This window comes from Roseateles sp. (assembly GCF_965262435.1).
In the GTDB taxonomy this organism is placed as follows: domain Bacteria; phylum Pseudomonadota; class Gammaproteobacteria; order Burkholderiales; family Burkholderiaceae_C; genus Paucibacter_A.
Map to the genome: position 1 here is coordinate 4608958 of NZ_OZ253537.1, position 13781 is coordinate 4622738.

General features: G+C 65.4%; 15 protein-coding genes. 12 read left to right on the top strand and 3 right to left on the bottom strand.

What is annotated here, in order from left to right:
- Nucleotides 1-57: 57 nt before the first annotated feature.
- The 3 genes from ACQY39_RS19775 to flgA all read right to left on the bottom strand — a co-directional run bounded on the left by ACQY39_RS19775 (nucleotide 58) and on the right by flgA (nucleotide 1816).
- A complete protein-coding gene (locus ACQY39_RS19775) occupies nucleotides 58-462 on the bottom strand; it encodes a hypothetical protein (protein ID WP_428509156.1) in 405 nt (134 codons plus the stop codon).
- Nucleotides 463-561: 99 nt separating this feature from the next.
- Complete coding sequence (flgM, locus tag ACQY39_RS19780) at nucleotides 562-903, bottom strand: flagellar biosynthesis anti-sigma factor FlgM (RefSeq protein WP_263563321.1); 342 nt, start codon at nucleotides 901-903, stop codon at nucleotides 562-564.
- 157 nt (nucleotides 904-1060) lie between these two features.
- A complete protein-coding gene (gene flgA / locus ACQY39_RS19785; protein WP_428509158.1) occupies nucleotides 1061-1816 on the bottom strand; it encodes a flagellar basal body P-ring formation chaperone FlgA in 756 nt (251 codons plus the stop codon).
- Nucleotides 1817-2015: 199 nt separating this feature from the next.
- Between flgA and flgB the strand changes: the two genes are divergently transcribed.
- The 12 genes from flgB (at nucleotide 2016) to ACQY39_RS19845 (ending at nucleotide 13779) form a co-directional block, all read left to right on the top strand.
- The gene (gene flgB, locus ACQY39_RS19790) at nucleotides 2016-2432 is read left to right on the top strand and encodes a flagellar basal body rod protein FlgB (protein ID WP_263520560.1); all 417 of its coding nucleotides are present in this window, start codon (nucleotides 2016-2018) and stop codon (nucleotides 2430-2432) included.
- Nucleotides 2433-2473: 41 nt separating this feature from the next.
- Entirely contained in the window at nucleotides 2474-2890 is a 417-nt protein-coding gene (flgC, locus tag ACQY39_RS19795; protein ID WP_263520559.1) for a flagellar basal body rod protein FlgC, read from the top strand.
- A 23-nt stretch (nucleotides 2891-2913) separates the two neighbouring features.
- Nucleotides 2914-3564, top strand: a complete 651-nt coding sequence (locus ACQY39_RS19800) for a flagellar hook assembly protein FlgD (RefSeq protein WP_428509161.1) — start codon at nucleotides 2914-2916, stop codon at nucleotides 3562-3564.
- 62 nt (nucleotides 3565-3626) lie between these two features.
- Nucleotides 3627-4937: a flagellar hook protein FlgE gene (gene flgE, locus ACQY39_RS19805; protein WP_428509163.1), complete on the top strand. Its 1311-nt coding sequence runs from the start codon at nucleotides 3627-3629 to the stop codon at nucleotides 4935-4937.
- 50 nt (nucleotides 4938-4987) lie between these two features.
- Nucleotides 4988-5713: a flagellar basal-body rod protein FlgF gene (gene flgF, locus ACQY39_RS19810; RefSeq protein ID WP_428509165.1), complete on the top strand. Its 726-nt coding sequence runs from the start codon at nucleotides 4988-4990 to the stop codon at nucleotides 5711-5713.
- A gap of 29 nt (nucleotides 5714-5742) precedes the next feature.
- Entirely contained in the window at nucleotides 5743-6525 is a 783-nt protein-coding gene (flgG, locus tag ACQY39_RS19815; protein WP_428509167.1) for a flagellar basal-body rod protein FlgG, read from the top strand.
- Nucleotides 6526-6536: 11 nt separating this feature from the next.
- Nucleotides 6537-7223 (top strand): flagellar basal body L-ring protein FlgH, encoded by a 687-nt coding sequence (locus tag ACQY39_RS19820; RefSeq protein WP_263520553.1) that lies wholly within the window; start codon nucleotides 6537-6539, stop codon nucleotides 7221-7223.
- A 45-nt stretch (nucleotides 7224-7268) separates the two neighbouring features.
- Nucleotides 7269-8402 carry a flagellar basal body P-ring protein FlgI gene (locus tag ACQY39_RS19825; RefSeq protein ID WP_428509169.1) on the top strand — a complete coding sequence of 378 codons (1134 nt, stop codon included), beginning with the start codon at nucleotides 7269-7271 and terminating at the stop codon, nucleotides 8400-8402.
- Between the two features lies 1 nt (nucleotide 8403).
- On the top strand, nucleotides 8404-9279 hold the full coding sequence (gene flgJ / locus ACQY39_RS19830; protein WP_428509171.1) for a flagellar assembly peptidoglycan hydrolase FlgJ: 876 nt from the start codon (nucleotides 8404-8406) through the stop codon (nucleotides 9277-9279).
- Nucleotides 9280-9304: 25 nt separating this feature from the next.
- Nucleotides 9305-11302 (top strand): flagellar hook-associated protein FlgK, encoded by a 1998-nt coding sequence (gene flgK, locus ACQY39_RS19835; protein WP_428509173.1) that lies wholly within the window; start codon nucleotides 9305-9307, stop codon nucleotides 11300-11302.
- Nucleotides 11303-11357: 55 nt separating this feature from the next.
- The gene (gene flgL / locus ACQY39_RS19840) at nucleotides 11358-12578 is read left to right on the top strand and encodes a flagellar hook-associated protein FlgL (RefSeq protein ID WP_428509175.1); all 1221 of its coding nucleotides are present in this window, start codon (nucleotides 11358-11360) and stop codon (nucleotides 12576-12578) included.
- A gap of 16 nt (nucleotides 12579-12594) precedes the next feature.
- Entirely contained in the window at nucleotides 12595-13779 is a 1185-nt protein-coding gene (locus ACQY39_RS19845; RefSeq protein WP_428509177.1) for an EAL and HDOD domain-containing protein, read from the top strand.
- Nucleotides 13780-13781 lie beyond the last annotated feature (2 nt).

Genomic DNA, 13781 nt, shown 5'->3' on the forward strand with positions numbered 1-13781 from the left:
GCGTGGCTGGCAGCGAGGTCGATTCCGGGGCCCATGGCAACCCGGGCTGGCCTAGGCTCAGGCCTGGATCGAGGGGCCGCCCAAGCTCTTGCGCTCGCTCTTGCCGAGCGACGAGTACAGGCCCGTAGGCTCGCCAGGCATCAGCACATCGATGGCGCGGTCCAGTGCGGCCGTAGCGCGAGCCAGCGACTCGCGCTGCGCCGCCACCCGCCCGCCCGCCTGCACCAGACGATGGCGCAGATGGGGCGGCACGGAACCGGCGCGTGCAGCTTCGCTGAAGCTGGCAATGGCAAGAGCCAGCGCCTGATGCAGGCGACCGGCGTACTGTTCGATGGCCTGGGTGTCCCGGCGCAACAGGGCGTCGCCGAGCAAATTCAGACAGCCTTCCACTTCCAACAAGGGTTGTTCGAGTTGCTGGCCGACCGCAGCCGGGCTGGATTCAGTTGGAGGCAAAGCGTGCATGGCTGTCCCCGCCATAAGGCGTTGAGAACGCGTTGGGTGTCAATCGAAACTCCTAGCAGCAGGCCGCCGTGCGGCTGCTGACCCGGCCGTCAAAGCGCCTCAGTGCGGCGACATGCGGCTGAGCATTTCCTGGGCATTAGCGATCAACTTGTCAGCGATGACATTGGCATTGACCGTGAACTTGCCATCCGAAATCGCCTGGGAGATGCGGCCGACCTTTTCAGTGTCAAAGCTGCCATCTTCCGGAACGCCGGCCAGCAATTTCGTGGCATTGGTCGACAGTTCCAGCGTGGCGCTGGCTTCGGGTGCCTTCTTGCCGGCCACCGCTGCGGCCGCGCCCTGAGCCTGCGAACGCCCGGCCTGGGTTGCGCCCGCCTTGTCGGCACCAACGGCCGACGCTGCGATTTCTGGGCTATTACCGATTTTCATGGTGCTCTCCATAGGCCTGGGTCATGCCCAAACCTGTCCAGGTTTTCCGGTGTATCGACGCTCAACATGAAGACTTTAGTACTTTCGACAAGATCGACCCCACCCCGCGGCAGTTTGTCACTGCCACAGAGCTGCGCCGCAACACCGGCCGGCCGAAGTGGAAGCCTGTTCACAACAGCACCTCCACCCGCCGCTCACCGACGACCCGACCCGTCACGACCCGCCCGTTGTCAAAACGGACCTTGACGTTCTGTCCTTCCAGACCTGCGGCCATGGCCTGCCCTTCGCCGGCGACGGCATAACCCGGGCCGGAAACCCGGACCTGCACCGTCTCACCCGCAGCGAACCATTGCCGCATCTTCAAGCTGCTGCTGCTCAAGGCCTCGCCAGCCGCCACCGGGTGGCTGAGCGTACGCCCCAGCAGGCCGGCGACATCGGTGAATACCGCGCCAGGCACTGCAGCTATGTCTATTTCGGCCGTTGCCAACTGTGCTTGAGTCAGATTGACCCCCGAAGCCAGGGGTTCAGCGGCCACCACGGCGCGGGCAAACACCCGCACCTGCACGGGCACCGTGACATTCCAGCGCGCACGGCCGTCAACGCAGCGCAGACCGATGCGGGTGCGACCCCACATCTGCAGGCCGGTCGGCAAATAGGGCTGCACCTGGCCGCAAGGCGCCAGCTTCAAGCGAGGATCAAGCTGCCCGACCTGGACATCCACCCGGGCCTGTGCCGGCATGCCGGCACGCGCTCCGCGCTGGGCCATGTCCTGCACCTGCACCCGCAGCTCGGCACTCAGACCGGGCAGAGCCGCCACCGGCGCCTGCGAGCGAGCCACCAGGGGCAGGCCTGCGAGCACCAGCAGAACCGCCAACGCCGGACGGCGGAGCGACTCAGTTGCAGGAATGCAGGCTCGGGAAATCATGCGTGGACTTTAGGCCTGCCACCCCGCCGCCCTTGGTCCGAAATGCGCAGCAAAGCCCGCGCTATTCCCGCTAATGTTTTGGAAAGCACCCAACACAATCCTTTCACATCGCCCAATCCCGTCCATCCGGCCGGAACCTGGCAGCCCTGTAGCTGACCAGGCGTGGCGCTCCAGCCCGACTTTCACCGGGGCACGCATCATGCTGAATCGACTGACCGACAACCTGAACTTCCAGACCCAGGCCCTGGCCTTGCGCTCGGAACGCCAGCGCATGCTTGCCAGCAACATCGCCAATGCGGACACCCCAGGCTTCCAGGCCCGCGACCTGGACTTTGCCCGCGCCCTGCGTGAGGCCACGGCGTCCAGCGCCGGCGGCAGCAGCAACTTGCTGACCACCCAAGGCGGCCATATGGGCCTGGCCGGCGGCGGCCGCAGCGAAGCCAGCAAGCTCTACGCGGTGCCGGCCCAGACCAATCTGGACAGCAACACCGTCGACATGGACCGAGAGCGCGCCAGCTTCGCCGACAACACGGTCAAGTACGAAGCAACTTTGCGCTTCATCAGCGGCTCGGTGCGCACGACGCTCGACGCGATGAAGTCGCACAACGCGTCTTGATGCACTGAGCGCCCACGCAGTCATCCGGCCAGGAGCACACCATGTCCATGTTTCAGATCTTCAATGTTGCCGGCAGCGCCGTCAGCGCGCAGAGCCAGCGCCTCAATGTGGTGGCCAGCAATCTGGCCAATGCCGACACCGTGGCCGGTCCCGATGGCAAGGCCTACAAGGCCAGGCAGGTGGTGTTTCAGACCGCACTCATGGGTGCCAGTGGCGACCAAGCGGCGGCCGGCGTGCGCGTCAGCACGATCAGCGAAGACCAAACCCCCGGCCGGCGCGTGCACGACCCCAAGCACCCCAAGGCCGATGCCGAAGGCTATGTGACCTACAGCAATGTCAACACGGTCGAGGAGATGGTCAACATGATCTCGGCCTCGCGCTCCTACCAAAACAACATCGAGGTGATGAGCACGGCCAAGAACCTGCTGCTCAAAACCCTGCAGCTCGGCCAGTCCTGAGCTCCACCTGAAAGAGGCCTGCCATGGATGTCATCAGCGCTGTCAAATCGAACGGCACCACCACCAACACCGCGGAAGCAACAGCCAGCAAAAAGGCCGTGGACACGCAGGACCGTTTTCTCAAGCTGCTGGTGGCCCAGATGCAGAACCAGGACCCCATGAACCCCATGGACAACGCCCAGGTGACCAGCCAGATGGCGCAAATCCAGACGGTCAGCGGTGTCAGCACCTTGGACAACAGCATCAAGTCCCTGGCCAACCAGTTCACCCAAATGCAGGCCCTGCAAAGCGTCTCGCTGGTGGGCCGCGAAGTCAGCGTCGAAGGCAACCGCCTGCAGCAGACCAACGGCGTGGGCGAAGGCAGCTACGCGCTGAACAGCCCGGCCGATGCGGTGAAGCTGGAGGTGCTGAGCCCGGCCGGCGCCGTGGTCGACACGGTGCAACTGGGCGCCCAGGGCACGGGCCGCCATGACTTCAAATGGGCATCGGACAAATACGCCGACGACGCCGGACTCAAGTTCCGCATCACCGCCACCAAGGGCACGGCGGCCGTCACCAGCACCCTGTATGCCCAAGACAAGGTGCTGGCCGTCAACACGACCGGCACCTCGCTGAAGCTGCAGTTGCAGAACGCCGGTCTGGTGGACTACGCCAGCGTCAAGACCTTCGACTGACACCGCGCGCGCAGCGCCCACTCCAGCAGTCCATCACTACAGAACCATCCGAAGGAAACACCATGAGCTTCCAACAAGGCCTTTCCGGTTTGAACGGCGCGAGCAAGAACCTCGACGTCATCGGCAACAACATCGCCAATGCCGGCACCTACGGCTCCAAGGCGTCGCGGGCCGAGTTCAAGGATGTCTATGCGGGCGCCCTGAATGGCGCGGGCAGCAGCCCGGTCGGTATCGGCACCAGCTTGGCCGCCGTGGCCCAGCAGTTCACCCAGGGCAATATCACGACGACCGAAAGTCCCATGGACCTGGCCATCAACGGCGGTGGCTTCTTCCAGGTCAGTGATGGCGTCAACCCGACCATGTACAGCCGCAACGGCCAGTTCAAGGTCGACCGCAACGGCTTCATCGTTAACAACGACCAGCTCAAGCTGATGGGCTACCCAGCCGACGGCAGTGGTGTGATCCAGCCCGGCCTGGCCCAGCCCTTGAAGCTGCCCACCTCGGGCATCACACCCAAGACCACGTCAGAAATCACGACCGAGTTCAACCTGGACTCGCGCTCCAAGGTCACGGCCAATGCCGCGGCGCCCGGCATCGACATGAAGAACCCGGCCACCTACAACAACGCCACCTCCTTGACCGCCTATGACGCCAAGGGCCAGGACGTGGCCATCACCATGTACTTCCAGAAGAACGAGCCTGCAGCCGACGGCAGCACCACCTGGAACATCTTCGCCACCGCCAACGGCGCGCCCTTCGCCACCGACGCACTCGGCGGTGCCATCGGCACCGACGCCAACGGCAACCCGCTGACCCCTTATGCCACCGTCACCTTCCCCAAGACCGGTGGCAAGCCGATCGACCCGACCACCAAGATCAATATGGATGTGCCGGCCGGCAAAAACTCAGCCGGCGCGACCACGCTGGACATTCCTGGCATCAAGTTCGACCTGCTCGGCGCCACCGAGAACGGCTCCAGCTTCGCCGTCACCAACCTGACCCAGGACGGCTATGCCCCGGGCCAGCTCTCGGGCATCCTGGTCGAAAACAGCGGCATCGTCATGGCGCGTTACTCCAACGGCCAATCCAAGCCGGCCGGACGGGTCGAACTGGCCACCTTCCGCAGCCCGCAAGGCCTGCAGCCCATGGGCGGCAACGTCTGGTCACGCACCTTCTCCTCGGGCGAAGCGGTGGTAGGTGTGCCGGGCGACGGCAATCTGGGCAAGCTGCAATCGGGCGCCCTGGAGGAATCCAACGTCGACCTGACCGCCGAGCTGGTCAATATGGTGACCGCCCAGCGCGCCTACCAAGCCAGCGCCCAGACCATCAAGACCCAGGATCAGGTGCTGCAGACCATCGTCAACCTGCGTTGATCTGGCTGAACCTGAAACTCCTCTCGCATGACTGAAGCCAAGGACCTGCCATGGACCGCATGATCTACCTCTCGATGGCGGGCGCCAAGGCGGCCATGCAGCGCCAGGACGTGCTGGCCAACAACTTGGCCAATGTCTCGACCAACGGCTTTCGCGCCGAGCTTCAGGCCTTTCGCTCAGTGCCGATTCGCGGCGATGGCGCCAGCACCCGCGCCTACGCACTTGAAACCACCACCGGCTACAACTCCGACCCTGGAGTGATGCAGGCCACCAGCCGCAATCTCGACGTGGCCATGAAGGGCAACGCCTGGCTGGCCGTGCAAGGACTGGACGGCACCGAGGCCTACACCCGGGCCGGCGCACTCGATGTCAACGCCGAAGGCCTGCTCGTCATGCGCAACGGCTTGCCGGTGCAAGGTGATGGCGGGCCCATCAATGCACCGCCGAACACCGAGCTGTCGATCGGCAATGACGGCACCGTCAGCGCCAAGGCCGCCAACGGCACCAGCACCACCATCGGCAAGCTCAAGCTCGTGACGCCCGAAGCACGGATGACACGGGGCGCCGACGGCTTGTTCCGCGCTGCCGATGGCGACCTGCCCGCCGACCCCACGGCGCGCTTGCAAGATGGCGCGCTGGAAGGCTCCAACGTCAGCGCGGTCGAGACCATGGTCAGCATGATCGCGGCCGGCCGCCAATTCGAACAGCAGATGAAGCTGATGCAGATTGCCCAGACCCAGGGCCAGCAGTCGGCCAAGCTGCTCGGCACCTCCTGACCTCCCGATTCGCCTGAAGGACACCCACCATGATCCGCTCACTCTGGATTGCCAAGACCGGCATGGAGGCCCAGCAGACCCAGCTGGACACCATCTCCAACAACCTCGCCAATGTCGCCACCAACGGCTTCAAACGCTCGCATGCGGTGTTCGAGGATCTGATTTACCAAAACCTGCGGCAAAGCGGTGCCAACACCACCGAACAGACGCAGTTGCCCACCGGCTTGCAGGTCGGCCTGGGCGTGCGCCCGGTCGCCACCTCGCGCATCTACAGCCAGGGCAATCTGCAGCAGACCACCAACAATCTGGACCTGGCCATCAAGGGCAATGGTTTCTTCCAGGTGCAGATGCCCGACGGCACCACCGCCTACACCCGTGACGGCTCTTTCCAGCTCGACTCGGCTGGCCAGATCGTCACCAACAACGGCTACACCGTGCTGCCCGGCATCACCGTGCCGGCCAATGCCCTAAGCCTGACCATCGGCAACGACGGCACCGTCAGCATCACCGTGCCGGGATCGCCGGCGCCGCAGACCTTGGGTCAGGTGCAGCTGGCCAATTTCGTCAATCCGGCCGGCCTGGACCCCAAGGGCCAGAACCTGTTTTCGGAGACCGCCTCATCCGGTACACCGAATGCCGGCGCACCCAATGCCAACGGCCTGGGCGCCTTGCAGCAAGGCTTTGTCGAAACCTCGAACGTCAATGTGGTCGAGGAGCTGGTGTCCATGATCCAGACCCAGCGCGCCTACGAGCTCAATTCCAAGGCCGTGCAGACCTCGGACCAGATGCTGCAAAAGCTCGCCCAGATCTGATGGAGCGCCTCATGAAGACCCTGCCTGACGCCCGATTCCTGCTGACCCTGGGCAGCGCCTTGCTACTCGGCGGTTGCAGCACTTTGTACCGCGAACCGCAGGTCGAGCTGCAGCACACGCCAGTGGTCAATTTGCCGGCCCTGCCGCTGCAGCCGCCCAGCAATGGCGCCATCTACCAGGCCGCCGCCTACCGCCCCCTGTTCGAGGACCACCGCGCCCGCCTGGTCGGTGACACCCTGACCATCCAGATCGTCGAGAAGGTCACCGCCAGCCAGAGCAGCACCAGCGAGCTGAACAAGAGCGGCTCGCTGACGGCTGGCGTGACCGCCCTGCCCTTTGTCAGCGCCAACTCCTTCGGCCGGGCCTCGGCCGGCGGCAGTTCGGCCACCAAGTCGACCGGCAAGGGCACGAACGAAAACACCAACGATTTCTCCGGCAGCATCACCGCCGTGGTGACCGCCGTGCTGCCCAATGGGCACCTGATGATCAGCGGCGAGAAGCAGATTGGTGTCAACCATAACGTCGATGTTCTGCGCTTCTCGGGCCAGGTCGACCCGCGCTCGATCACCCAGGGCAATGTGGTGCCCTCGGCTTCCGTGGCCAATGTCCGGATCGAACAGAAGGGCCGCGGCGCCACCGCAGACGCCCATGGAATAGGCTGGTTGTCGCGGTTCTTTTTGAACCTTTGGCCGACTTAAGTTTGCCCAGAATCGGTCGTAGAGGATTCCCCCTCCACGACCATCATGCAAACAGCCACCGACAAACTCCTCCGCGCCCTGATCGGCCTCGCCGCCCTGCTGGCCAGTGCTGCCCTCTGGTGGCCCGTTGAGGCCGCGGCGGCTCGAATCAAGGAAGTCGCCGCGATCCAAGGGGTGCGCACCAATGCCCTGACCGGCTACGGTCTGGTGGTGGGCCTCGATGGCACGGGTGACCAGACCACCCAGGCCCCCTACACCGGCCAGAGCCTGGCCGCCATGCTGCAACAGTTTGGCGTCATCCTGCCGCAGGGCGTGACCATGCAGCCGCGCAATATCGCCGCCGTCATGGTGACCGCCCAGCTGCCCGCCTTTGCCCAGCCCGGCCAGCAGCTCGACATCGCCGTGTCCTCGGTCGGCAATGCTAAGAGCTTGCGCGGCGGCACCCTGATCACCACGCCGCTGCGCGGTGCCGACGGCCAGGTCTATGCCCTGGCGCAAGGCAATCTGATCGTCGGCGGTGCCGGCGCTTCGGCCGGCGGCTCCAAGGTCCAGATCAACCACCTCTCGGCTGGTCGCATCCCCGCAGGTGCCCTGGTTGAGCGCTCGGTGCCGACACCGCTTCAGAACGGCGACTTCATCCAACTCGACCTCAACGCCGCGGACTTCAACACCGCGCGCGCCGTCGCCCGCGCCATCAACAAAGCCAAGGGCGCCGGCGTCGCTCAAGCCATGGATGGCCGCGTGGTGCGCGTACGCGCCCCCAACGACCCCGACGAACGCGTCAACTTCCTGGCCGATATGGAGAACCTGGCCCTGGACTTGGCCGAACCGGCGGCGCGCATCGTCATCAATGCCCGCACCGGATCGGTGGTCATGAACCAGGCCGTGACCCTGGCCGCCTGCGCCGTCGCGCATGGCAACTTGTCGGTCACCATCAGCTCCACACCCCAGGTCAGCCAGCCCAATGCCCTTTCGGGCGGACAGACCCAGGTCACCGAGAAAGTCGACATCGCCATCAAGCAAGACCCGGGCTCGCTGATCCAGCTGCCCGCGGGCGCCAAGCTGGCCGATGTCGTCAAGGCGCTGAATTCGCTGGGCGCCACGCCGCAAGACCTGCTGGCCATCCTGCAAGCGATGAAAACCGCTGGCGCGCTGAACGCCGAGCTGGAGGTGATCTGATATGGCCCTCTCTCCCAACAATGGCATGGCCCTGGGCGGCGGCACCAGCCTGGGCAACGACCACCGCTCGATTGAAGCCCTGCGCTCGGCCGCCGCGCGCGACCCCAAGAGCAGCATCCGCGAAACTGCCAAGCAGTTCGAGTCCCTGTTCATGCAGGAGGTGATGAAGAGCATGCGCTCCAACACCATGGCGACCGGCATGCTGGAAAACTCCGCCACCCAGATGGGCAGCGAGATGCTGGACACCCAGTTCGCCGGCAAGATGACCGGCCTGCCCGGCGGCCTGTCCGACGCGATTGCGCGCCAGCTGCAGCGCCAGATGGGCGTCAGCGACGGCAAGGCCGAGCCGCTCAAGACCTTGCAGCCCCTGCCCACACTGGCCAAAAAGAATGTGGCGCCCCATGTGGCCAGCTTCATTCAAAAGCACGACGACGCGGCCAAGGCCGCCGAGGCCAGCACCGGCATCCCGGCCAGCTTCATGATTGCCCAGGCCGCCCACGAGTCCGGCTGGGGCAAGCGCGAAATCAACCACAAGGACGGCCAGCCCTCCTTCAACGTCTTCGGCATCAAGGCCACATCGGCATGGAAGGGCGCCGTGGCCGAGGTGCAGACCACCGAGTTCATCGACGGCAAGGCCCAGCGCGTCACCGCCAAGTTCCGCGCCTATGGCAGCTATGAAGAGGCTTTCAAGGATTACGCCAAGCTGATCAGCAACAACGAGCGCTACAGCAAGGTGGTGGCGCAGGCCCAGAGCGGCGGCGCCAAGGGCTTTGCCCAAGGCTTGCAGAACGCCGGCTATGCCACCGACCCCGAGTACGCCAGCAAGCTGGCCCGGGTCATCAACACCACGGTGCGCGTCCAGCGCGCCCTGGCCTGAAGCTCAGGCCTGAGGAGCGCAAGCCATGAGCGGATTGCTGTCCATCGGCGTACGGGCGATGTTTGCCAACCAGGCCGCCCTGCAGGCGGTCGGGCAGAACATCGCCAACGCCAACACGCCGGGCTACTCCCGCCAGTCGGTGGTGCTGACCACGCCCGAGGGCCAGTTCACCGGCGCCGGCTATTTCGGCAAGGGCGTGACGATTCAGACGGTCGAGCGCTCGCACAATGAATTCCTGACCCGCCAGGCGGCCGGCAGCAAATCGCTGGCCCATATGGACTCGACCCGCATGAGCCAGCTCGCCCAGCTGGAAAAGATCTTCCCGCCCGGCGAAACCGGCTTGGGCGCGGCCGCCGGCCAGTTCCTGAACGCCATGGTGGATGTCAGCAGCCGGCCCTCCGACCCCTCCGCACGCCAGGTGGTGATGGGCCGGGCGACCGAAGTCGCGGCCCGCTTCGCCAATGCCGGCCAGCAGCTGGTGGAACTGCAGTCGGGTGTGGTCAGCGACCTCCGGGCCAATGTCGATGTGGTCAATCAGCTGAGCAAGCAAATCGCCTTCGCCAACGACCAGATCTCACGTGCCAACGGCAATGGCCACACCCCCAATGACTTGCTGGACCAGCGCGACAAGCTGATTTCCGAGCTCAGCCAGTACATCCAGGTGTCCACCTTGCCGGCCACCGACGGCACCCTGGGCGTCTTCATCGGCGGCGGCCAGCGCTTGGTTCTGGGCGCTCAAGCGCAAGAACTCACGGTCACGCAAGACCCTTACGACAGCCAACGCGCGGCCCTCAGCATCACCGACTCCGGTGGACCGCGTTCGCTGGACGAAAGCGTGCTGACGGGCGGCTCGATTTCCGCCTTGCTGCAATACCAGAACAAGGACCTGCAGGACGCCCGCAATATGCTGGGCCAGATGGCGGCGGCCCTGGCCTCGCGGGTCAACGACCAGCAGGCCCTGGGACTGGATCTGTCCGACCCGCCGGGCAAAGGCGTGCCGATCTTTGCCTTCGGTTCACCACGCGCCATGCCGGCGGAAACCAACGCGCGCGCGCCTGACGGCAGCTTCGCGTCCGATGTGACCATGACCATCACCAACGCCAGCCAGCTGCAGGCCAGCGCCTACCGACTGGAGACCGATCCGACCGGCGGCGGCGCCAGCTACAAGCTGACCCGAATCAGCGATGGCTACAGCCAGACCGTGGTCAATGGCGACACCGTGGACGGCTTTCGCATCGACTTCTCGGCCACCCCGCCCGGGCCCGGCGACTCCTACATTCTGGAGCCCGTCGCCCAGGCCGCGGTGGGCATGCGCCGGGTGCTGGAGCAACCCACCGGCATTGCCGCCGCATCGCCGCTGACGGCGACCACCAATGTCGACAACAAGGGTTCGACCACGGTGAATTCCATCTACGCGGTGAACGACAAGTTCGACGCCAGCAAGCTGCCCATCAGCCTGGCGTTCGGCGACCCCGACCCGGGCAATCCGGCCAAGCTGCAGTACACCCTGACCCTGGGCGATGGCTCGGTGCTGAGCGGCACCTGGTCAGCAGGCCAGAACATCGGCAATCAGCCCACCGCCGTGCCGCCGATCGATCTGGGCTTCGAGCTCAGCCTGAACGGCGTGCCGCGCAAGGACGACACCATCACGCTGGAGCGCACCCAGTTTCCAGCCACCAACAACGGCAATGCCAAAGCTTTCCTGAACATCCAGGGCGAGAAGTTCGTCGGCCAGCGCGTGCGCGCCGATGGCAGCATCGCCGTCGGCGCCACCATCAACGAGGCCTATTCCGCCACCATGAGCGAGATCGGCTCGCGGGTGCAGGGCGCCACCTATTTGTCCAATGTCTCCGTCGCGGTGGCGGCTGAGGCAGAGTCAAGCCGGGCCGGCCAGGCCGGTGTCAACCTTGACGAAGAAGCGGCCCGCCTGATGCAGTTCCAGCAGGGCTACCAGGCCGCGGCCAAGGTGCTGCAGGCCGCCCAGAGCCTGTTCGATGAATTGCTGCGCCTGGCTGCGCGCTGAGCCCTCACAGGCTGGCAAGCACTGAGCCGACCCCATACGAATAAGGAGCACCGCCATGCGCCTCGCCACATCCAATATCTTTGACACCAGCATCGCCACCTTGCAGCGCCGCCAGCAGGCCATGCAAGCCTCGCAGCAGCAGCTGACCTCGGGCAAGAAGATCAACCTGGCCAGCGACGACCCGACCGGCGCCGCGCGCGCCGAGCGCTCGCTCGCCACCATCGGCCGGGTCGACGCCAACCAGCGCGCCCTGGAAGCGAGCCGCAACGGCATGACGCTCAGCGAAGCCGCCCTGGGCGACGCCAACGAGCTCTTGCAGCAGATGCGCGAGACCATGATCGCCGCCGGCAACGCCAGCTACAGCGACGCCGAGCGCGCCGGCCTGGCCAACAAGATTGCCGGCCTGCGCAACCAACTGCTCGCCATTGCCAACCGCGGCGACGGCGCCGGCGGTTATCTGTTCTCAGGCCAGGGCGCCAGCGACCCGCCCTTCCTGGACCAGGCCGGCGGCGTGCGATTCAACGGCGTGTCGGGTTCCATCCAGACCGGCAATATCGACAACTTCCCGCTCACCGTGGACGGCCGTCTGGTGTTCGAGCAAGCGAGCAGCGGCAACGGCACCTTCGAGACCGGCCCGCTGCCCAACCTGACCTCGGTGCCGCCCGGCGCGGCGCCCAAGGGTTGGATCGACGCCGGTCGCACCGCCGACCCTTCGCAGCTGACCGGTCACAACTACCTGGTCGAAATCAGCGGCACCGGGCCCGGCGCCACCGTCACCGTGACCGACACCGACCTGGGCGCCGCCGTGATGTCCGGCCCCTTCACCCCAGGCAAGGCCGTCATCTTCGACGGCATGGCCATCAATATTTCGGGCCAGCCGGTCGACGGTGACCGCTTTGAGATCAAGCCGTCCACCAACTCGCTCAAGCTCTTCGACGTGCTGGACCGCACCGTGGCCGAGCTGCGCACGCCACTGCGCACCGGCGTCGAGATTTCCCAGTCCAACTCCGGCCGCGTGCGCGACCTGGATGCCGTGATGACGAACTTACAAAATGTTCGCAGTCAGCTCGGCGAGAGGTTGAATAATCTAGACGGCACCGAGTCCCGCATGGCGGCACTCAAGCAGTACAACCAGGCCGAACGTTCCGCGGCCGAAGACCTAGACATGGTGCAAGGCATTTCCGATTTCCAGAACCAGCAGACCGGCTATGACACGGCGCTGAAAACCTATGCGATGGTGCAGCGCATGTCGCTGTTCCAGTACCTCAACGTTTGATTCCCCCAGCGGCTTCATGAACCATCCCATCCTCGGCGCCATTGCCCTCGGTTACACCCCCTTGATCGACCGCCAGCGCATGGTCGGCGCGACCCGGCTGACCGTGGTTCCGCTGCGCCCGGACGCACCGCTGGTGGCGGCCGAGTTGCTGGCCGCCGTGGCCGAAGTCTGGCCGGCCGGTGGCGGCCAGGTCATTCTCAACGTCATCAACGAAGGCCTGCTGACGGCCTTGCTGGGCAGCGAGCTCAGCGCCAATGTGCTGATCGAGGTGCCGGCCTTCATGGCCTGCGATGCAGCCCATGCGGAACTGCTGCTGGCCCTCAAAAAGCGCGGCACCGGCCTGCTGCTGAAAGGCCGACCAGCCGCTGCCGTGCCGGCCGAGCTGCTGCCCTGCTTCAAGCAGGCCGTGCTCGACCTCGATGACGAAAGCCGGCCCTCCGATGTGGCCATGCCGGCCTTGCCGCGCTATGTGGCGGGGCTGCGCAGCGCGGCTGACATCGACGCCGCCTTCGGCCGCGGTGCAACCGGCGTGATCGGCTGGCCCATGCAAGGCCCCTACGAGCCGCCCGCCAATGCGCCGCGCAGCGACATCCAGGCCGACCTGCAGGTGATCGTCGAGCTGATGTCCCGGGTGGACCAGGACGAAGACATCGAACGCCTGGAACAGACCCTCAAGCGCGACCCCAGCCTGGCCTTCAAGCTGCTGCGCTACTTGAATTCCGCCGCCTTCGGCCTGCCGGTCGAGGTGTCCTCCTTCCGTCACGCCATCATGCTGCTGGGCTACCCCCGCCTGAAGCGATGGCTGGCGCTCTTGCTGACCACGGCCAGCAAGGACCACAGCATGCGCCCCATCATGTTCGCTGCGCTGCGCCGCGGCCTGCTGATGGAGGAGCTGGCCAGGAGCATGAGCGACAGCGAGCTGCGCGATGAAATGTTCATCTGCGGCCTGTTCTCCCTGCTCGACCACATGCTCAAGCAGCCCTTCAACAAGCTGCTGCAGTCGATTCCGATGCCCGAGCGCGTGCGTCAGGCCCTGGTCGAAGGCAGCGGCCCTTACCAGCCCTATCTGGAGCTGGTGCACGCGATCGAGAATGAATCGGTCTATGACTTCCGCAGCGCCGCCGAGCAGCTGATGTTGAGTGCCGAGGAGATCAACCAATGCGTGCTGCGGGCCCTGAACAAGGCAGCCCAGCTCGAGTGAAC